At 55.6% G+C, this 20,169-nt stretch carries 18 protein-coding genes; 10 read left to right on the forward strand and 8 right to left on the reverse strand.

Features of this window, described 5'->3' with window-relative positions; genetic code table 11:
- Positions 1 to 128 precede the first annotated feature (128 nt).
- The 3 genes from lpxC to purC form a co-directional block, all read right to left on the reverse strand.
- A complete protein-coding gene (gene lpxC / locus H6F57_RS19750; RefSeq protein WP_190626790.1) occupies positions 129 to 1,040 on the reverse strand; it encodes a UDP-3-O-acyl-N-acetylglucosamine deacetylase in 912 nt (303 codons plus the stop codon).
- Positions 1,040 to 3,421, reverse strand: a complete 2,382-nt coding sequence (locus H6F57_RS19755) for a BamA/TamA family outer membrane protein (RefSeq protein WP_190626792.1) — start codon at positions 3,419 to 3,421, stop codon at positions 1,040 to 1,042. Before H6F57_RS19755 ends, lpxC begins: the two co-directional genes overlap by 1 nt.
- A 128-nt stretch (positions 3,422 to 3,549) precedes the next feature.
- Entirely contained in the window at positions 3,550 to 4,326 is a 777-nt protein-coding gene (gene purC / locus H6F57_RS19760) for a phosphoribosylaminoimidazolesuccinocarboxamide synthase (protein WP_190626890.1), read from the reverse strand.
- Positions 4,327 to 4,459: 133 nt separating this feature from the next.
- Here purC and H6F57_RS19765 point away from each other — a divergent pair, with 133 nt between their 5' ends.
- The 3 genes from H6F57_RS19765 to hisG all read left to right on the forward strand — a co-directional run bounded on the left by H6F57_RS19765 (position 4,460) and on the right by hisG (position 7,141).
- A complete protein-coding gene (locus H6F57_RS19765; protein ID WP_190626794.1) occupies positions 4,460 to 5,695 on the forward strand; it encodes an LL-diaminopimelate aminotransferase in 1,236 nt (411 codons plus the stop codon).
- 208 nt (positions 5,696 to 5,903) lie between these two features.
- On the forward strand, positions 5,904 to 6,425 hold the full coding sequence (locus tag H6F57_RS19770; protein WP_190626795.1) for a GNAT family N-acetyltransferase: 522 nt from the start codon (positions 5,904 to 5,906) through the stop codon (positions 6,423 to 6,425).
- A 68-nt stretch (positions 6,426 to 6,493) separates the two neighbouring features.
- On the forward strand, positions 6,494 to 7,141 hold the full coding sequence (gene hisG / locus H6F57_RS19775) for an ATP phosphoribosyltransferase (protein ID WP_190626797.1): 648 nt from the start codon (positions 6,494 to 6,496) through the stop codon (positions 7,139 to 7,141).
- 64 nt (positions 7,142 to 7,205) lie between these two features.
- Here the strand turns inward: hisG and H6F57_RS19780 are convergent, their stop codons facing one another.
- Complete coding sequence (locus tag H6F57_RS19780) at positions 7,206 to 8,705, reverse strand: sodium:solute symporter (RefSeq protein ID WP_190626799.1); 1,500 nt, start codon at positions 8,703 to 8,705, stop codon at positions 7,206 to 7,208.
- Positions 8,706 to 9,181: 476 nt separating this feature from the next.
- On the opposite strand from H6F57_RS19780, the gene H6F57_RS19785 reads away from it, so the two are divergent.
- Entirely contained in the window at positions 9,182 to 9,766 is a 585-nt protein-coding gene (locus tag H6F57_RS19785; protein ID WP_190626800.1) for a DUF981 domain-containing protein, read from the forward strand.
- Between the two features lie 186 nt (positions 9,767 to 9,952).
- Positions 9,953 to 10,621 carry a class I SAM-dependent methyltransferase gene (locus tag H6F57_RS19790; RefSeq protein WP_190626802.1) on the forward strand — a complete coding sequence of 223 codons (669 nt, stop codon included), beginning with the start codon at positions 9,953 to 9,955 and terminating at the stop codon, positions 10,619 to 10,621.
- Positions 10,622 to 10,867: 246 nt separating this feature from the next.
- Here the strand turns inward: H6F57_RS19790 and H6F57_RS19795 are convergent, their stop codons facing one another.
- On the reverse strand, positions 10,868 to 12,928 hold the full coding sequence (locus H6F57_RS19795; protein ID WP_242042978.1) for an NACHT domain-containing protein: 2,061 nt from the start codon (positions 12,926 to 12,928) through the stop codon (positions 10,868 to 10,870).
- Between the two features lie 348 nt (positions 12,929 to 13,276).
- Here H6F57_RS19795 and H6F57_RS19800 point away from each other — a divergent pair, with 348 nt between their 5' ends.
- The 4 genes from H6F57_RS19800 to H6F57_RS19815 all read left to right on the forward strand — a co-directional run bounded on the left by H6F57_RS19800 (position 13,277) and on the right by H6F57_RS19815 (position 16,548).
- Positions 13,277 to 14,485, forward strand: a complete 1,209-nt coding sequence (locus H6F57_RS19800; RefSeq protein WP_190626806.1) for a 4-hydroxy-3-methylbut-2-enyl diphosphate reductase — start codon at positions 13,277 to 13,279, stop codon at positions 14,483 to 14,485.
- A gap of 108 nt (positions 14,486 to 14,593) precedes the next feature.
- Positions 14,594 to 14,794 carry a DUF2281 domain-containing protein gene (locus H6F57_RS19805; RefSeq protein ID WP_190626808.1) on the forward strand — a complete coding sequence of 67 codons (201 nt, stop codon included), beginning with the start codon at positions 14,594 to 14,596 and terminating at the stop codon, positions 14,792 to 14,794.
- Entirely contained in the window at positions 14,781 to 15,176 is a 396-nt protein-coding gene (locus H6F57_RS19810) for a type II toxin-antitoxin system death-on-curing family toxin (protein ID WP_190626809.1), read from the forward strand. The genes H6F57_RS19805 and H6F57_RS19810 overlap by 14 nt, the downstream gene beginning before the upstream one ends.
- 67 nt (positions 15,177 to 15,243) lie before the next feature.
- A complete protein-coding gene (locus H6F57_RS19815) occupies positions 15,244 to 16,548 on the forward strand; it encodes an AAA family ATPase (protein ID WP_190626811.1) in 1,305 nt (434 codons plus the stop codon).
- Positions 16,549 to 16,768: 220 nt separating this feature from the next.
- Here H6F57_RS19815 and H6F57_RS19820 read toward each other — a convergent pair whose 3' ends face one another.
- Both H6F57_RS19820 and nblR read right to left on the reverse strand, forming a co-directional pair.
- Positions 16,769 to 17,356 (reverse strand): DUF192 domain-containing protein, encoded by a 588-nt coding sequence (locus H6F57_RS19820; protein ID WP_242024866.1) that lies wholly within the window; start codon positions 17,354 to 17,356, stop codon positions 16,769 to 16,771.
- 115 nt (positions 17,357 to 17,471) lie between these two features.
- Positions 17,472 to 18,167, reverse strand: coding sequence for a response regulator transcription factor NblR (gene nblR, locus H6F57_RS19825; protein WP_190626813.1), 696 nt, complete (start codon positions 18,165 to 18,167; stop codon positions 17,472 to 17,474).
- A gap of 324 nt (positions 18,168 to 18,491) precedes the next feature.
- Here nblR and ctpC point away from each other — a divergent pair, with 324 nt between their 5' ends.
- Positions 18,492 to 19,790, forward strand: coding sequence for a carboxyl-terminal processing protease CtpC (ctpC, locus tag H6F57_RS19830; RefSeq protein WP_190626814.1), 1,299 nt, complete (start codon positions 18,492 to 18,494; stop codon positions 19,788 to 19,790).
- A gap of 61 nt (positions 19,791 to 19,851) precedes the next feature.
- On the opposite strand, the gene H6F57_RS19835 is transcribed toward ctpC, so the two are convergent.
- The gene (locus H6F57_RS19835) at positions 19,852 to 20,082 is read right to left on the reverse strand and encodes a lipopolysaccharide assembly protein LapA domain-containing protein (RefSeq protein WP_190626815.1); all 231 of its coding nucleotides are present in this window, start codon (positions 20,080 to 20,082) and stop codon (positions 19,852 to 19,854) included.
- Positions 20,083 to 20,169: the final 87 nt, after the last annotated feature.

Raw genomic sequence — 20,169 nt, forward strand, 5'->3', positions numbered from 1 at the left:
CGCCGCTGAAGCGGCTTCAACGCCGTCTAAGGCTGTGGTCAGGGGGCTCGATGCAGTTGCGTCAATCACAATAGGTGAGTCAATACGGTAAGGTGCAGCAGGCAAATATGCCTAGATTGATTTTGCCACTAGAGGGTGCCATAGACGAGGGCTGGCACCAGCGCCGCCGCTAACTCACCGTGGAGACGGTGACTCGCCTTGTAGGCCACAATATGGGCCGTGGGCAGGCTGCCCAACAGGCTCAGATCGCCAATCAGATCCAGCATTTTGTGGCGAGCGGGCTCGTTCTCAAACCGCAGGGGTGGATTTAGCCAGCCCTCCTCACCGCACACCAGAGCGTTGTCAAGGCTTCCCCCCTGAATCAAACCGCTGGCGCGTAGCTGCTCGATCTGATGGGCCAGACCAAAGGTGCGGGCCGGGGCAACGGTGGTGGCAAACCCCTCCAGGCCGAAGGGGTCGGCACTGGGCGACCAGCTAAACCACTGATTGCCAATAGCTGCCACCTCAAAGTCAACGCCGTAGGTAAACCGTGCCACCGCAGCCGGAAAGGCGGCGACAAAGGCATCCCCCTGGTGAATTGTCACTGGCTGTTCTAGATGCGCTACGGCACGAGGGGCATCCAGCTCTTGCCGCCCCGCCTGGCGAATTGCCTCTACCCAGCCCAGGGCCGACCCATCTAGCAAGGGCACCTCTGGGCCAGTAATGTCAATGCGAACGTTGTCAATGCCCAACCCCACTAGGGCCGCCAGCAGGTGCTCGACAGTACGTACAGCAGCTTCGCCTTGGCAAAGCTCCGTCGATAGCACCGTTGGATTTACCGCGGCAAGGCTAGCCGCTACAGAGGGCTGGCCCGGCAGATCGGTGCGGACGAAGAAACGCCCTTGGCCTGGAGCCGCTGGCCTCAGCGTAACCGTAGTCACCACGCCCGAATGAAGTCCTACGCCCTGCCGGTCTACCACAGTGGCCAAGGTAGTTTGCCCAGCGGCTATGCCCCAGCTTGCCTGGGTCAATCGATTGGAGTCAAGCCCTAGTTGCACCATTAAAAGCGCTCCCCAAACCCAAAGTGGATGCGGCCCTCGCCCTGATTGTTAAAGCCATAGTCAACCCGCAGGGGACCCAGGGGAGTTGAAACTCGCACCCCAGCTCCATAGCCAATGCCGCTACCAGGCTTACCTCGCGACGGCCCAGGAGCACCGGGTACGGAATTGCCGCTGCCCAAGTCACTGCCGACATCTAAGAATAAAGCACCGCCCAAAAACGAAAACAGCGGAAAGCGATATTCGGCGGTGAACTGAGCATAGCTGCGTCCACTCCCCACTTCACCTTCGTCGTAGCCGCGAATTGAGTTGGTGCCACCTAGAGAGAACGCTTCATAGGGGGGTAGCTCGCCGACAATGGTGCCCGCTTGAAAGTTGAGGGCCAACGCCTGGGGGCCTTCGGCAAAGTTCAGGAGGCTGAGGGGAATGTAGTAGCTGTAGCTCCCCCGCAGCCGATTCATAAAGATGCTGCCCCGCCCTAGGGGCACCGACTGCTCGGTATTGACCCGCAGAACGCTGCCGCTGGTGGGGTTAAAGGCATCGTTGCGGCGATCGAGAGTAGCACTGACGGGGAATGTCCAGAGGTCATCAACCCCGCGACTGCTTGCTGTCAAGGGATTGCCAGCGGCGTCTACAGCGTTGACCCTACCATCAGCATCGCGAGCCGACACGTTTTGAATCAAAGTGCCTACCGCCACCGTCCAACCATTGTCAAAGGGACGACTAAAGGTAATGCCGGTACCCAGGCGGCGAATGCGCACCTGATCGCCGTTAGCTAGGTTGATAGGGTTAGGGCCGTCCTCAAAATTGAGGTTGTTGGCTGAGCGAGCAAAGGCGTTAACCGTGTAGGAAGTCCGGTAGGGATCACCCGCAATCCAAGGATCCGTAAAGGACACGTCAAACAGAATATCCCGGGTGCTGAGCTGGGCCTCAGCGCTTAGTTTCTGGTTATTGCCGCCAAAGTTGTCTTGGCGGAAGCTGACTGTACCAAAGAGATCGCCGGTAAAGTTAAAGCCTAGACCAGCAGCTACAGAACCGGTGTTGCGCTCAGATACGTTAACGATCAGCTTAACTTTGCGCGGGTCGTCTTCTGCGGGTTCTAGACCTGGCACTACATCCTCAAAAATTCCCAGGCCAAACACCCGCTGAAAGTCTTGTTCAATGCGAGCCTGGTTAAACACTTCGCCGGGCTCGGTCTCAAACTCGCGGGTGATGATAAAAGGCCGAGTTCGTCCCCGTACTGGGTTGCCCTCGTCGTCAACGGACTGGCCCTGGTCGTTGATGTAACGCACCTCGATGCTTTCAATTACCCCTTCTGCCACCTCTAAGGTGACAACCCCATCGGGCGAAACCTGAGGAGCTGCTACCACCTGGGCCAGCACGTAGCCCTGATCTTGGTACCACTGGTTGAGCTCTAGAATGCCTTCTTGAAAGTCAATCAGGTTGATGATCTCACCCTTTTGTTCGTCAAAGATGTCGTCGACGATGGTTTGGGCCAGGACTTCGTTGCCCTCTAATCGCACGTCGGTGAGCACTGGGTTGGGTTGCACGAGGAAGGTGACTCGCACCCCCAGATCGGTGTCTTCGGGCTGGGCATCGACATCGGCGAAGTAACCGGTGGCAAAAATGCTGTTGATGTCTTGCTGAAGCTGAGTACGGGTAGTCGTGCGCCCGGCTTGGGTTTCGATTACGCTGTAGATCAAATTCTCAAGGGCCGGATCGAGTTCGCCCCCACTGGGCCGAACCTGAATTTCGGCAACTAGAACTCGGGGTTCTTCGGCCTCGGCGGCTGGTTCTTCGGGGGTTGCTTCGTCGGGCTCATCGGCTGCCTCGTCGGGCTCATCGGCTGCTTCGTCGGCGGGCGCGGCTTCAGGAGTCTCTATTTGCTCTTGCGTAGGAGCTGGCTGGGGCTGGCTACGGCGCTGCACAGCTCCATCTAAAATGCGCTGGGCCTCTTCGCGGGTGATTTCGCGCTGGGTGCTGGGGGTTTGAGCCAGCTGAGCACTCTGTTCAAGACTAAATTCTGAGCCAGGGGCGGGCGAGAGGGCCGTGGTAGCATCGGCGGCGGCCTCACCCTCAACGGAGCGGTAGCCATCGATCGCGCCCTGGAGGTTTTCAGCTACGGGGCTAGGGCCTAGGTCAGGCTGAATCTGGTCAAAGTCGATGGTATTGGCGGGATCGGAGGTGCCTATAACAGGCTCAGCCAGGGCATCAGCACTTTGGCTATAGCCTGGTTCAAGGGTCTCCGAGGGTTCAGCTTCGGAGGAAGCTGCCTGCACGACCGATTCTGGGGCGGCTGGATCGGCCTGGGCCGGGGTTGCAATCAGCCCCACCAACCCAGAGGTGGCCAACACGGCCAATAAATAATTAGGAGAAACCCGCATCTAAACACACCTGCTAAACACGTCCACACACCAATCAAAGGACCCTCTCCCGGGCTGAGAGCCAGGGAAAACTGCCCTGGGCGGGCCGCTGCTCCCACAATCGGAAAAATTCTACCTCATTGATGGTGCTAATTCTTGGCCGATTGTGCCGCTACCTTTTCTAGCACACGCTGGTAAGCCGCTTCGATCTGGCCCAGATCTTGCCGAAAGCGATCTTTGTCGAGCACCCGTTGAGTTTCGTCGTCAGTGGTTTGATCCCATAGACGGCAGGTGTCAGGGCTGATTTCGTCGCCCAGCAAAATCTGCTGTTGAGGATCGAGGCCAAACTCTAGCTTGAAGTCAACCAGGGTGATAGAGCAGCCCATGAAGAAATCCGTCAGGATTTGATTGATGCTGAGGGCAAGACGGCGCAGAGTGGCGATCTGTTCCTCACTAGCGATCGCCATGGCGCGAATGCGATCGCCCGTCAGCAGCGGGTCACCCAATTCGTCGTTTTTATAATAGAACTCCACCAGCGGCGGATCGAGGCGCTGGCCCAGGGGCAGGCCGGTCTGCTTGCACAGGCTGCCCGCCGCCAGATTGCGCACCACCACTTCAAGAGGGATGATCTGGAGGGCTTTGACCCGCATGGTGCGATCGCCGGTCGTTTCTAACCAGTGGGTGACAATGCCCGCTGCCTCAAGCTGCTTAAACAAATAGGTGGAGATGGCGCAGTTGATCTGCCCCTTGCCGACTATCTGGCCCTTCTTTTGGGCATTAAAAGCGGTGGCGTCGTCTTTAAAGTAGGTCAGCAACACCGCTGGGTCGTCGGTGGCGTAGATAATTTTGGCCTTGCCTTCGTAGAGTTTTTCGCCGAAGGGGTTTTCGCCAGAAGGGTTTTCGTCGGAAGTATCACCAGAGGCCATGGTCGTGGGGCGGTATCGAGGACATCCCATAGTAGCGCCCTTAGTTCATCCTTGGTTTGCTCAGGGGACACCCTTGGGTTCCCCGTCGCGCTGTACCCTTAGTTAAGTAACTGTTACCCTCGCGCAACGCTCCATGGCCACCATCAACGACAACTATCTCAAGCTTAAAGCGGGCTATCTGTTCCCCGAAATTGCTCGCCGGGTTAGCGCCTTTGCCGAGGCCAACCCCGACGCGCCAATTATTAAGCTGGGCATTGGCGATGTGACTGAGCCCCTGCCCGAAGCCTGCCGCACCGCCATGGTCAAAGCGGTGGAAGATATGGGCGATCGCACCTCCTTCCACGGCTACGGCCCCGAGCAGGGCTACCTCTGGCTGCGCGAAAAAATTGCCCAGCACGACTTTCAAAGCCGGGGCTGCGACATTGACGCCAGCGAAATCTTTATCTCCGACGGCTCAAAGTGCGACTGCGGCAACATTCTCGATATTTTTGGCAGCAACAACTCCATTGCCGTCACAGACCCGGTATACCCCGTTTATGTCGACACTAATGTGATGGCAGGGCACACCGACCCCGCCAACGAAAATGGCGAGTACGGCGGCCTCACCTACCTGCCGATCAGCGCCGCCAATGCCTTCACCGCCAGCATCCCCCACGAAAAAGTAGACCTGATCTACCTCTGTTTTCCCAACAACCCCACTGGGGCAGTAGCCAGCAAAGAGCACCTACAAGCCTGGGTCAACTACGCCCGCGCTCACGGCTCGATCATTTTGTTTGATGCGGCCTATGAAGCGTTCATCACCGACCCCACCATTCCCCACTCCATCTATGAAATTCAGGGAGCGCGGGAGTGCGCCATCGAGTTCCGCTCCTTTTCTAAGAATGCCGGCTTCACCGGTACCCGCTGCGCCCTGACGGTAGTTCCCAAAACCCTCATCGGCAAAGCCGCCGATGGCACCGAAGTTGCCCTCCACGGCCTGTGGAATCGCCGCCAATCCACCAAGTTCAACGGCGTCTCCTACATCGTGCAGCGTGGGGCAGAGGCGGTCTATTCCCCCGAGGGGCAAGCCCAAACCAAAGCCCTAATCGACTTTTATATGGAGAACGCCCGCATCATTCGCGAGCAGCTCACCGCCGCCGGCATTGCCGTCTACGGCGGCGTCAACGCCCCCTACGTGTGGGTCAAAACCCCCAACGACCTGACCAGCTGGGATTTTTTCGATAAGCTGCTGCACACCTGCCATGTGGTCGGCACCCCAGGCTCGGGCTTCGGGGCCGCAGGCGAAGGCTACTTCCGCATTTCGGCCTTCAACAGCCGCGACAACGTGAACGAAGCCATGCGCCGCGTCACCGAAAAGTTTCGCGGATAGACACCCACTCAGCTCGGGCCTAAGGGAGCCACAGCAGAGTCTGGCTAGATACGGAAGTGGTCTGCCATGCTTGAATCTGTAGGTTAGTAAACCGCTAGCGGCACCCAACCAAGCCCGTCGCTGTTGGAGTGTCTTTTCCAGAGACATTGAGTGCGAAGCTTATGCCAAACCTACGCCGTTGTCTGTTGCCATCTACTGCTGCAAGATAATGCGAATTGTCCGATGTGAGCCAGAACGCCATGGAGAAAAGATTCTAGAGCTCTTGAATGATGCCATTCTCAACTCTACGGCGCTCTATGATTACAAGCCTCGAACCCCTAAGGTGATGACTGAGTGGTTTAACGCCAAGATCCAAGGAAATTTTCCTGTGATCGGGATCGAGAATGAGTCAAGCGACCTGATGGGTTTCGGAAGTTACGGCACCTTCAGGGCGTGGCCAGCTTACAAGTATTCGGTCGAGCACTCAGTTTATGTCGATGCCCGTTTTCGGGGCCAGGGCATCGGGAAGCGCTTGCTGCAAGAACTAATTGCTGCCGCGCAAGAGCAAAACTATCATATTCTCGTAGCAGGTATCGACACTACCAACTCAGTGAGTATCCACCTGCACGAGAGTCTAGGCTTTATTCACTGCGGCACTATTCGACAAGCTGGCTTCAAGTTTGGCCGATGGCTAGATCTGGCCTTCTATCAGTTGGTGTTGTCTACACCGGTTGACCCCACTGATGATTGAGGGTGAATGTCGTGTTGTTTAGTTCTGCTATTTGCATTCCTCATCTGCAACTTTAAGGAAGCTCGACCATGCTCACCATCGCTCTGCCCAAGGGCGGCATGCTCAAAGACAGCATTCAGCTGCTCAAAGCCGTTGGCCTCGACTTTAGCCTGTTTCTCGACAGCGCCAACCGACAGCTACAAATCACCGACGCCTCAGGCCAGGCCACGGGGTTACTGGTGCGTGCCCAAGACGTGCCGGTGTATGTGGAGTATGGCCAGGCCCAGCTCGGCATGGTTGGTTACGATGTGCTGCGCGAGAAAAAGCCCGCCGTGGCTCACTTGGCCGACCTGGGTTTTGGCGGCTGCCGCCTGTCGGTGGCCGTCAAAACCACTAGTTCCTATCGCTCGGCTTTAGATCTGCCCGCCCACAGCCGGGTGGCGTCTAAGTACGTCAACTGCGCCCGCGACTACTTCCAGAGCCTCGATTTGCCGGTGGAAATTGTGCCTCTCTACGGCTCGGTGGAGCTAGGGCCGATTACGGGGATGTCGGAAGCGATCGTCGATCTGGTTTCGACGGGCAAAACTCTGAAGGAAAACAACCTGATGGAGCTAGAGGTGCTTTACCACAGCACTGCCCGACTGATTGCCCACCCGCTGAGCTACCGGGTCAACCCCTACGGCCTGAAGGATTTGATCGATCGCGTGCGTACCCAGGCAGAGGCGGTGGCCGTGTAGGGGTCTTGCCGGATAGGTTTAGAGGATGGCCAAGACGAGGTTTGATAGGCGATCGCAGGTAATCCTACAGCGATCGCACCTCATCCAAGACCTTATCCCGCTGGCGCTCAGCAGTGAGCGGCTTGTGGGTGAGTAGCGACACCGCCACAAAGGCCACCAGACCCAACAGCGGGCTAATCATCGTAGGGAAGCCGTCAAAATCGGCGGTAAATAGGCCGTTGGGGAAGTACAGCAGCGTGTTGTCGACCCCAAACATCGTCGGCATCAGCGAAAACATCAGCAGCCGCGACAGTGACCCCACCGCGATGCAGGCCAGCGCCCCCTGGCGGGTCGCCTTGGCCCAAAACAGCCCCCCAATCAGCGGCACCACCAGCCCCGCAAAGCTCATATCAAAGGCCAGCAGCAGCAGCACCCCGGTCTGAGGCACTTTAAGACCGAGCACTACCCCCAATACCGTAATCACCACAGCCATCAGACGAGTGATCAGCAGCAGCTTGTCGCCCCCAGCTCCGTGAGCTGTGGCGTGGCGAATGCCCAAAACGTTGTGGGCCAGCACCGACGAAGTTCCTAAAATAGCGCCGTCTGCTGTCGATAGTGAGGCCGACAAAATTGCCGCCAACACCAGCAGCCCCAGCAGCGGCGGCACGACACCCTTAAGCATGGCGTACAGCACCGGGCCATCGGGCGTAATACCTGCCTGACTGAGAATGCCGTTGGCCCCCAGGGCAATAATCGAAAAGGGAATACCGATCGCCAGGGTGCCCGCTGAGGCAACGAAGCAGGCTTTTTGAGCCGTTTCGGGGCTGTCGGCAGCAAAGATGCGGGCCATGAAGTCGATCGCCACCATATTGCCAAACCCCAAAGCAATAAGGCTGGCCCAGTTAACGGCTGCTCCGGCAGCTGGCGATGTCAGTTGCTCAAGCGCCCCTGGCCCCATGCCAGGATCAACGGTCAGGCCAAAATTGACTAGCACAAAAGCCAGCATGGCCCAGGCCCCAACCACCGCAATGATAATTTGAATAAAGTCGGTGTAGGCCACCGCAAATAGCCCGCCGGAGACCGTATAGGCAAACACCAGCGCCGCCAGTAGAGTGATGCCGCCAACGTAGCTGGTTCCGAGAAAATTTTCAAACATGTAGCCGCCCGCCACTAGGTTGCCTGCCAGCAAAAACGAAAAGCTCACCGACATAATGCAGGCGGCAATTACCTCCACAGTGCGGCCATATTTAACCCGGTAGAAGTCAGGAATAGTAATCAGCCCCATGCGGTTCATGGGTTTGGCCAAAAACAAACCCGTCAGCAACAGACATAAGGCCAACCCTAGGGGCAGCGCCGCCCCCGCCCAAAAGCCAAAGGCCGAAGACAAATCGGTGTTGCCCAGAGTGGCATTAGAGTCAACCGATTGCGCCATCAGCGTTGCGGCGGCCAAGGGCAGGGCTAACCCTCGACCTGCTACCAAGAAGTTAACGCTATCGCCCTTAATTTGCTGCGAAGCCCACACCCCAATGCCGAGGGTACCCAGCAAAAAGGCAATGATGCCGTAGGAAAAAACGCTCTGTTCCATACCGTTTAAGCTCCTGGCCTACTGTTGATAATCGTTGAGCGGCAGATACTAAAAAGCCCGGGAGCAAACGCAAACCGCCTGCGGCCTACATTTTTCTTCCCAGGCTTTTATCCCTCCGTTAACCAGGTCGTACCCGGCTGCACTTCTTGGATCAGTCACCTAGCGCTTCGGGGAAACCTTTCCTCGGCTCAGTCAGAACCCTCCACGAAAACGAACACCTTGCGGACTGCACGTCGCGCTTGGTACATCGACAGTCAATCTGCCGAGGGGCAAATCGGTTTCCTTTATACGTATCAATTGGCTCAGGGTGGGGCCGTATCAGCTAATACGATTAGCGGACGGTAATATTAGGTCTTCCTAACTTTTGAGTGGTCTCATCCCAACGGCTATTAGCCAAGCCGACGTCAGCTCAACTCACTACTCTCGGTGGGCTGATGCCCGGTAGGATGTAAAGCGTTGCATTCTAAGTCTGCGCCATGTTTATCGACTACATCACCCTGATGCTTATCAACATGGTTGCGGGGCTGGTGCTGCTGGCCGACTTTGTCTATCGCGGGCTAGATGGAGCCAACCTCAAACGCTGGATACCGGGTTTTGGGCTAGTGGGGGCGATCGCCCTAGTCACCGGCCTGCACATGGTCTTAACTTGGCCCGTACCGGGCAGCTTCAATATTTCCTTTGGCGAAACCACAGTGCTGTTTGGGGGGCTTTATTTCGCTACTGCGATCGCGATCGCCCAGGGCTGGGACTTGCTCTCACTGGCGGTCTACGCCTTCTTCGCGGGCCTCACCTCGGTGGTTGTCGGGGCACGCATTATTAATCTGGGGCAAACCCAACAGCCGCTGGTAGCCGGGCTAGGCTTTATTTTGACGGGCTTGGGTGGGGTGCTGGCTGCTCCTACTCTGGTGTACCTGCGCGGCAACAAAAGCTGGCGCATTCTGGGGGCTATAGTCCTACTGGTAGCGGCGCTGGTGTGGGCCTTCGTTGGCTTTTTGGGCTATTGGGGCCACCTAGAGGGCTTTAGCGACTGGCAGCCGCCGGTGATGCGGGGCGAACCCTAACGGACTTGCGATCGCTAGTCCCCAAGCTGGTCAGACCATTCTCCAGACGGAGAACGGGGCGAAACACTCGCTGAAATTCAGCAAAAATCCTTCAGCCCAGAGCTACAACAACCGCAGGACAAACCGGTATGGCCCTGAGCTTAATCTTTGTTTACACTCAAAGAAAGCCTTTAACTCCCTATCGCCATGCTGCTTCAGCCCGACCAGCGCACTAAGCTCGACGAGTCTAGCGACACCGCTTTTTACGATGCGCCCCGCTTCGTCACCCACGTAGACGATGGCTTTATTCAGCAACTCACAGAACTCTATCGCGAGCGGCTGACCCCTAACAGCCGCATTTTCGACATGATGAGCAGTTGGGTCTCACACCTGCCCACAGATTTAGAGTTTGAATGGGTCGAAGGCCACGGTCTGAACGCCGAAGAGCTGGCCAAAAACCGCCGCCTCAACCACTATTTTGTGCAAAACCTCAACGAAAACCCAAAGCTGCCGTTAGATGACCAATCCTTCGATGCTGTGCTGAACACGGTATCGGTGCAGTATCTGCAACAGCCCGAGGTGGTGTTTGGTGAAATCTACCGCATTCTTAAACCAGGCGGCATTGCCATTGTCAGTTTCTCAAATCGCATGTTTTATCAAAAGGCGATCGCCGCCTGGCGCGACGGCAGCGAAACCCGCCGAGTCAACCTGGTTAAGGGCTACTTTGGCTCAGTGCCAGGCTTTAGCAATCCAGAGGTCGTCGCCCACACCCCTAGCGGTCCGTCTATTCTGCAAATGCTGGGCATGGCCGGAGGCGATCCCTTTTACGCCGTCATCGCTGAACGCATGGAACCGTTGGTATCTAGCCAGCCCTAGGATGCAATAGCCGCAACGGCCCTGTTTGGCAACAAGCAGTATTGACTTGATCAATCTGCCTACCGGCGCAGCAGTGCCGCAAAGTCAGCTAGGCGAAAAAATTGGTACGCTCTCAACCAGAAGAGTACGACAGATTATCGATGGGGTGGAGCTTTTGCTAGACCCCTATGGACTAGACGATTGGGAAAGCTGAATAACTCCAGAAGCTCGCTCTACTTTGGAAACATAGGCGTAGGCTAAATTGATTTACTCGGTGGGTACTGTGACCATGCGCGACTCAATGCCTGCCCACACCTGCGGCGACACCCGCACCGCCGCTTCTTTACAACGAATCATGAATTCTAGGGTGTGAAAGAAGTTGGAAAATAGTTCAACTTCCTGACGTGTTTTTACGACATGATACTCTTCGAATCCAAGGTTTCTGGCAAATGATAGAAATCCTTCGCCCATAATCTGAAACTGTTCTATCTCTGGCAATTCATTGGAAAGAATGCGTTGATGTAAAGCATCTAGATCGATTATTAAGGGATCAATTAGCTCGCACTTGAATACACCAGCTTTTTTAAACTCATTGACTAGGCAAATAGTTCTTTCCAGTAAATAGTGATAGATGTTTTCAAAAGAGGGTTGAGCAGCAAAAAAACGAAATTCATACGTAAAGTTGTGATCAAGGTTACGCGCTAGAAGAATAGCTTCTTGGCAAAAGACTATCTGCTCCAATACAGCTAGTTTGTTGACATCGTCAAGGTCACAACTCTGATTGAAATTACGACCCTGATCAATGTCGCCAGAATAAATACGAGTGATACCAAAGGCGGCATCAAGTGTAGAGGCATGGTCGATGGCGAGGACGAGAGCAGCGGTTCGTTTTGCGACAGCTTTACTTTGTCCTGGAGAGCCTTCAGTGGCGGCAGTGGCCCAGTTTAGTAACAACTTGAGTTTAGGTGAGGCAAGATAGTGGTTTTGCACTTGGTGCTCTATGGCAAGTAGTAAATCATCAGCCCCACGCTTGCCAGGTGCGAGTCCTGCCACTAACAAGAAAACTTCCCGCCAATGCTGTTCAGTTAAATGGTTGCGCACAAGCTGGTCAATCTTCTGATTGTCAACAATACACTTGGCGGTTAAATATTCCTGAAACGTTAAGTGCGAAAATGAGTAGGCATCTCGCGCTCGTTCAACCAAGATACCTTGCTGAATCTCAATTTCTTTCAGCACGGTTTCGGCATCCAGATGGCCGGGGGCATTGAGGTTGTTTATCAAAAATTCCCGAATTTGGTTGATCAACCGATCTTTAGAAAAGAAAAGCTGATCGTCCACGAAACTGGTGTAGGCAATCTCAGCCAGCATGTCTAGCTCTAGCTCGGTACTCAACTCTTGATAAATAGGGTTGCGTTGAATTCGCTTTTCAGAGGCCCACTTGCGTAGCAGCACGTCTAAGGCTTCACCATATAGGGCATGGCGCTTTTTGGGAAAGTCTTGATAGTCGTCGTAGACAACGCACAGCAGGGTCAGCAGCAGCGGAGTTTGGGCCAGTTCTTTGGCGGCCTGGTATTCAGGGCTGTTTAGCAGTTGCCAGCAGCGCTCGGCGGTGTTAGTTTCGGCATCGCGCTCTTTTTGAAACCAATTTTTGATGAACTGCTGAATCTGCTCATCTTCAAATGCCGCCATGGCCACATCTTTGAAACGTGTAAAGCCGCCAAAAGTATATGCGGCCACTCGACAAGAGGCGATATAGCGGTTGTCACTGTAGCGATCAACCAGGCTCCTAATCTCTCTGAGGACGTGATCCAAATTGGCTGTGGGTACTTCGTCTAGGCCATCCAGCAGCACCAGCAACTTGCCGTTTTTGAGAAATAGCTCCGTGAGGTCTTCTGAATAAGGAAAGCCGCAGGTCTCTAGTTCTTCTGCAATCACGGCCTTGATGCTGATATTAGGTTTGTCGAACTGCCGCAGCTCTAGAATGACAGGGATGCAGGCGTGCTGGTAAAAAATCTCTTGGGGTACCAGCAGATTACCGGGGTCTTTGGCTGCAAAGTCTCGGCGACCTAGGGTACGTAAGGCTTCTAGACCTACTTTTCGCAAAAAGGTCGATTTGCCCACCCCCGGCCCACCCAGCACCATCAGGTATTGTTGGTCGTTGGCAACTTGTAGGCCAGATTTCTTCTCGGCGCAAGTAACGTTAAATCCACGCTTGCCGCTTTCGCGGTACTGCTCTTGCAGGGCATCTTCCGATTCAAAATAGCGCAGGGCCGAGCGATCGAGCAGTTGTACAGCAGTATAGATTTTGTCGAGCCCTACTGAATCCATACGTACGCAGGCGACTTTGAGGGTGCCGTGGCGCTCTATGTAGAGGCGCACGTAGTTCACCATCGCCTTTCTCAAAGCCAGGTTTTTGCCGATGTCCCAATCGATTTTTTTGAGGGTTTCAGTGCCCTTGTCTTTGACCAAGCTGGTGATTAGGCCACCTAGACCAGCGGCGGCGGCTCCAATCAGGGGTTCAAATCCGGTCATGGTGGGGACGGGGGTTGCGGTTGCCCACTACTATAGCCTGGGCTTTTTGAGGGGCAATGATTGAAATTTACTGGGCGATCGCACCCCAAACTCCCACCCACAACCCGCTATCCTAGATAACGTGCTGCACCCGGTGAAAATTCGATGGATACCAAGGCCTTTAAGCGCTCTCTAAACCACTCCGACAAGTACTTTCGCCAGGGGTTTGGCCACGGGGAAGAAGTCGCCGGGCAAATGCAGACCGAGTACAACAGCGGGCTAATTCAAGAAATTCGCGATCGCAGCTACACCCTCACTCGCGGCAACGTCACCATCAAACTGGCCCAGTCCTTTGGCTTTTGCTGGGGGGTTGAGCGGGCCGTGGCTATGGCCTACGAAACCCGCCAGCACTTCCCCACCGAGCGCATCTGGATCACTAACGAAATCATCCACAACCCCAGCGTCAACCAGCGCCTCAAAGACATGGCAGTGGAGTTCATTGAAGTCGTCGATGGCGAAAAAGATTTCTCTATTGTGGGCCAGGGCGACGTGGTGATTCTGCCCGCCTTTGGGGCCAGCGTGCAGGAAATGCAGCTGCTCAACGACAAGGGCTGCACCATTGTCGATACCACCTGCCCCTGGGTCTCTAAGGTGTGGAACACCGTTGAGAAGCATAAGAAAAGAGACCACACCTCCATCATTCACGGCAAGTACAACCACGAAGAAACCGTGGCCACCAGCTCCTTCGCAGGCAAATACCTGGTGGTGCTGAATCTAGACCAGGCCAACTATGTGGCCGACTATATTCTCAACGGTGGCGATAAGGCCGAATTTATGGCCAAGTTTGGCAACGCCTACTCCGCCGGGTTCGACCCCGACACCGACCTCGATCGCATCGGCGTCGCCAACCAAACCACCATGCTCAAGGGCGAAACCGAGCAAATCGGCAAACTCTTCGAGCACACCATCCTCAAAAAGTACGGCCCCCAGGCCCTCAACGACCATTTTCTCAGCTTCAACACCATCTGCGACGCCACCCAAGAGCGCCAAGACGCCATGTTCGAACTGGTGGATGAAAAGCTTGACCTCATGGTGGTGATCGGCGGCTATAACTCTTCCAACACTACTCACCTGCAAGAGATTGCGATCGAGCGCAATATCCCCTCGTACCACATTGACAGCGCCAGCCGCATTGGCCCCGGCAACCGCATCGAGCACAAGCCACTCCACGGCGACCTGACGGTGACCAAAAACTGGCTGCCCGATGGTCCTATTACCGTGGGCGTCACCTCTGGCGCTTCGACCCCCGATCGCTCGGTGGAAGAAACCATTGGGCATATCTTCGCCATTAAAGCTGACATGGCGGTGGTTTAGGCACAGGATACTGATATTGCCCTGTGCAGCGGTCTGCTGCCCGTTGCTACGGGGCGATCGCAGCCAGACTAAAATAACGATGCGTCGCTATAGGTTGAGGCCAGAGCCATGACCACCGCTACCACCCTCAAAGACCAAATTCTAGAAGAGATCGACCATCTGCCCGTGGAAACGCTGGCTGAAATTTTGGCTTACGTTCAGGGTCTAAGAACTGGCCCAAACGTGGCCCCTCATGACGAGGTGTGGCAAGCCTATCTAGAGTCTGAGCAAGAACGCGAAGAGGTCTATCGTCGCCTTGCCGACTCCTAAGTTTTTAGATGTAGAAGCAGTTTTGAGGCTCCATGCCAGACAGATTGAGCGGTTTGGGGGTACTGAAGGCGTGCGAGATGCAGGGCTGCTAGATTCAGCTCTGGCTCAGCCTCAAGTTACCTTTGGCGGCGAGCTGCTGCATCCAACCCTGGCGGAGCAGGCGGCAGCCTATCTATATCATTTGTCGAACAATCATCCTTTTGTAGACGGCAACAGGCGCACAGCGTTTGCGGTAATGGACACTTTTTTGCGAGTAAATGGAAAACGTCTGCTATTAACGAACGATGACGCTTACGATTTAGTGATGCAGGTCGCCAAGGGCCAGATCGATAAACCTACGCTGGCCAGTCTCATTGCGGCTGCCGTTCAAAGCATGCCCTAGGATGAAGTCTCCCCTGTCTGAGATCGTGAATCAGGCTAACCTGGGATAGAACACCTGTTCCCCGCCCATGGCTGCATCCCTATCAAAATCCGTTAATGCTGCCCTGGCGCTCACCACTGAGCAAGAGGCCGCCCTTGATGCTCTGGACGCCTTTGTGCAGGGCAATGAAAAGCTGTATCTGCTAACCGGCTACGCGGGCACGGGCAAAACCACACTGCTCCAGGTGTTTGTGAATGGACTGCGCGATCGCGGTGACGATCGCCCCATCGTGCTGAGCGCCTTTAGCAACAAAGCCACTAAGGTGCTGGCGGCGATGGCGGCCCAGTGGCGGTTAGATATTGACGCCATGACCTGCTGCAAGCTGCTAGGCCTGCGTCCGGTGATCGACGAAGAGAACGGTAAGCAGGTGTTTGCGATCGATCGCCAGCAGGCAAGCCAGATCGATCGCTACCGGCTGGTAATTATCGACGAATGCTCAATGATCAACCAGGAGCTGTGGGATCTGCTGGTGAATGCCGTGTCGAACCTGTATCGGGGCACTCAGATTTTGTTTGTGGGTGATTCGGCTCAGCTACCACCGGTCAACGAGCCCGAGTCGGCCTGCTTTCGCCAGATTATTCACCGATCACAGCTCACCGAGGTGGTGCGCTACGGCGGCGCGATCGGCGTAATCGCCGAAGACATTCGCCGCAACCTGGAGCGCGATGCCCTGCCCCAGTTCGCCAACGACACCAATGCCGACAATACCGAAGGCTGCTTTGTGCTGCCCCGCCAGGCCTGGCACGACCTGCTGATTCGCGCTTTTACCAGCCCCGCCTACCAGAAAAACCCCGACCAGGTGCGCGCCCTGGCCTACACCAATCGCCGGGTGGCTCAGCTCAACCACACCATTCGCGCTGCCATCCATGGTGCCAATGCCAAACGGTTTGTGCCCGGCGATCGACTGATTGCCATTAACCCCTGTTTAGAAAAAGAAGCGATCGTGCTGCCCACCTCTGCCGAGTGTGAGGTGCTCAATATTGCTCGGGGTCGCGAGGGCGAGTGGCCTCTGTGGATGCTCGAAGTCGAGACTGAAACCGGCGACAATAAAACCCTGCGGGTGCTGCACGAGTCGGGTCAGGCCGAGTTCAAAACCAAGCTCGACTTTCTCGCCAAAGAAAAGCGCTGGATGGAGTTTTGGGATTTGCAGCAGCGCTTCCACGCCGTTGACTACGCCTACAGCCTCACCATCCATAAAAGCCAGGGGTCAACTTTTCAAGATGTGTTTGTGGATGTGCCATCAATGGCCGCCAACCGCAACGCGATCGAGCGCAACCAGCTCTGCTATGTCGCCTTCACACGCGCCGCCAAACGGCTGTTTTTGTATCAGTAGGATGCACTGTGATCAGAATTTCTCAGCGGTGAGTTCGGCCTGGCGCGGAGAATTTGCCTTAGCTCTAACAGTTCTGTGGCCTAATCTGGATTATTTATAGTCCTAAGTCAACTGTGGTAGACGGGCCAGAGGCCCATCCCACAAGAGGGTAGTTATTCGAGTCTTGGATGTCCTCGGGAAGAATCTTGTAGGACAGCCGGGACGGCTATCCTACAAGATTCTATTGCCCCAATTCCCTGATCACGACCTCATCCCCCACAGCTAGGCCCAGTTCGGCAGCGCGCCCAGCCCGCAGCTCAATCACGTGATCCACCAGCTGATTGCTTGGGCCATAGGTCGGGCAAGGGTCGGCAGTGCAGGGGGGAGCCTCCGCGAGTCCCACGATCTGCTCTTGGTAGACAAACACCATGTCCAGCGCTACCGGCACATTCTTCATCCAAAAACTCACCGGGCGCGATCGCCCCATGGGAAACAGCATGCCGCGATCGTCCGGCAGCGCGTCGCGATACATCAGCCCCAGGGCCTGCTGCTGGGGGGTAACCGCCACTTCTAAAAAGATCTCTTCGCCACCCAGGGTCGTCACCGCTGTGACGGCAAGCTGTTGGCCGCGAGGGTCAGCCATAGGGGTTTCGGTCGCAGTCGGTGTGGATGGGGCATTGCCAGTTGTGGAAGGTGGCTCAGTGGTGGAGGGTGTTGGCCCGCACCCTGCTCCCAACACCAGAGCGCTAAGCACCAGGCTCAAGGCCATACCCTGCCTCAGCCAAAGATGAAGCCGTTGGGGAGCCAAACCAGCAAAACGATAGGCCATAGAAAACCGGAAAAATCACTGCGGATGCCCAATTAGGGCGGTACCATTCTAGTCGCTCACTGGCTGGATGTTGTCCTCACCCATCCACCTACCCACTCGTCCACCCACCGACTGCCTAACTCTCCCGCAGCACGTACCCGACGCCCCGCACGGTCTGAATCAGGCGCTTATCGTCTTCGCCATCAATTTTGAGGCGCAGGTAGCGCACATAAACCTCGATCACGTTCGACTCGCCCACAAAGTCGTAACCCCAGACATTCTCCAGAATTTGCTCGCGGGGCAGCACCTCACGGGGGTGCTCCATCATATATTTGAGCAGCTCAAACTCTTTCATCGTTAGATCAATGACGCGATCGCCCCGCAGCGCATGGCGATTGTCTAAATCCAGCATCAGGTCGCCAAAGCGCAGGTGCTCAACCTCTCCTGGGGCCGATTGCAGGTAGAGCTGCACGATCTTTAAAAAAGCGTCGGCGCGGTAAGGTTTGAGAAAATAGTCGTCAGCGCCGCATTCGAGGCAGGCCACCCGGTCTTCAAGGCTGTCTTTGGCCATCAGCAGCACAATCGGCGACTTAATGCCCTGGTTGCGCAGGGTTTGGCACAGCACCAGCCCCGACTCGCCCCCCAGCAGGCGATCGACCACAACCAACGCCGGATGGCTCTCAGTCGCTAGAGCAAGACCTGCCTTAGCACTGCTGGCTACCACAGGATGGTAGCCAGCCTCTTGGAGGTCAAACTCCATCTGGCGGGTTTGGCCCTCGTTGGTGCCCACCAGCAAAATGTGGGTGCCCTGATCAGCGATAGATGTGCCCATAGGATTTAAACGTCTCAACGCCTGGGGCTTTAGATCAGCGGTCCATCGAGTTAGCGTTTCACAGACAGCGCCTGCAAAGGATCGCGATTGATTATAGCGCGGCACTCTAGGTAGCACGGGGGTTAGGGCCATGGCCGCTGCTGCCGCTAGACCGATTACCGCTGAAAAATAGTATTAAACCCCTATTTTTCCCTTAGTTTTCTTCTCTAAGTGTCTATTGTTACCGTTAGTAACGGGGGCAAAATTCCTCACGAAATCTTCCCCTTCCTTCTCAATTGTGTGTGTTAGATTGGGCGTAATTTGCTGCTAGAACCTATATCACACATGACATTTGCAAAGCGCGGACTAATCCTAGGTGCCACGGCCATTGCTGTGGCGGCGGTAACTGTAACCGGCGCTGGGATTCACCTGTCCCAAAGCAAAGCTTTCTTTGAAGAAAGCCCCAAGGAACTGATTGATCAAGTTTGGCAGCTAATTGACCGCAATTTCGTCGATGCCACCTTTAACCAGGTCGATTGGGATGCGGTGCGAACGGATTACCTAGGGCGAAACTACACCGACCAGGAAGAGGCCTACGGGGCTATCCGCGAGATGCTGGAGAAGCTAGAGGATCCCTACACCCGCTTCATGGATCCCGAAGAGTTTCGCAGCATGCAGATTGACACCTCTGGCGAACTTACCGGGGTCGGCATTCAAATCTCTCAGGATGAAGAGAGCAAAGAAATCGTCGTTGTTGCTCCCATCGAAGACACACCGGCCTTTGATGCAGGTATTCGCCCCCAGGACGTGATTTTGGCCATTGATGGCGAATCTACCGAAGCCATGGAGCTCAATGACGCGGTGAGCAAAATTCGCGGTACTGTTGGCTCTGAGGTCACCCTCACCCTTCGCCGGGGCGAAGAAGAATTGGAAGTATCTTTGGTGCGCGCCCGCATTGAGATCCATCCAGTGCGCTACAACGTGCAGGCTGGCCCTGAAGGACAGGTGGGCTATATCCGCCTTAACCAGTTCAGCGCCAACGCCGCCGAAGAAATGGGTGCAGCCATCGAAGATCTCGAAAGCCAGGGGGTGACGGGCTACGTGCTTGACCTGCGCTCTAACCCTGGTGGGCTGCTGTACTCCAGCATTGACATTGCTCGCATGTGGATCGACAGCGGCATTATTGTCTCTACGGTCAATCGTCAGGGAGTGGCTGACGAAGAAACAGCTAATAGCCGTGCCCTAACCGATAAGCCTCTCGTGGTGCTGGTTGACGGCGGCTCGGCCAGCGCTAGCGAAATTTTGTCTGGGGCCTTAAGGGATAACGAGCGGGCCATTTTGGTGGGCACTCGCACCTTCGGCAAGGGCCTGGTGCAATCGGTGCGTAGCTTGGGCGATGGCTCTGGGGTAGCGATTACGGTGGCCAAGTACCTCACCCCCGATGGCACCGACATCAACAAGTCTGGCATTGAGCCCGACATTTCGATCGAGTTGACTGAAGAGCAGCAGGAAGAACTCGCGACTAATCGTGAGGCCATTGGCACCGATGCCGACCCTCAGTATGCCGAGGCATTGAAAGCGCTGAGCACCGAGATTAAAGAAGCCCGCGCTGGCGACAACGTCACGACCGCACCCAGCAATTAGTTGGGCCGTCGATAAAATCGGTAGATGACTTAACTAACGGTCTGGGCTACGGCTCAGGCCGTTATTTTTGACGGCGCGGCGACCGCAGCGGGTTTCCCCCCAGCACCAGCAGCACTAGAGCGGCGGCCAGCATACCGGCGGCCACGCAAAAGGCCAGTAGCACCCCAAAGGGAATGGCGATCGATTGCAGATTCAAAAATTGAATGGAGACAGGGGTGGCGTTTTGCACGGCGATAATGGCGATCGCAATCACCCAGACAGCGGGCACCAGGGCAAACACAAGTCTAATCATGGGCCAGGGTAAGTTATGGAGCGATAGGTAAAGGGTTGCCAAGACACAACACCTTTGGGTAGTATGGTCAACTGGGCTATACGAGAA

Source organism: Leptolyngbya sp. FACHB-60 (genome assembly GCF_014695775.1).
Lineage (GTDB): Bacteria > Cyanobacteriota > Cyanobacteriia > Phormidesmidales > Phormidesmidaceae > Nodosilinea.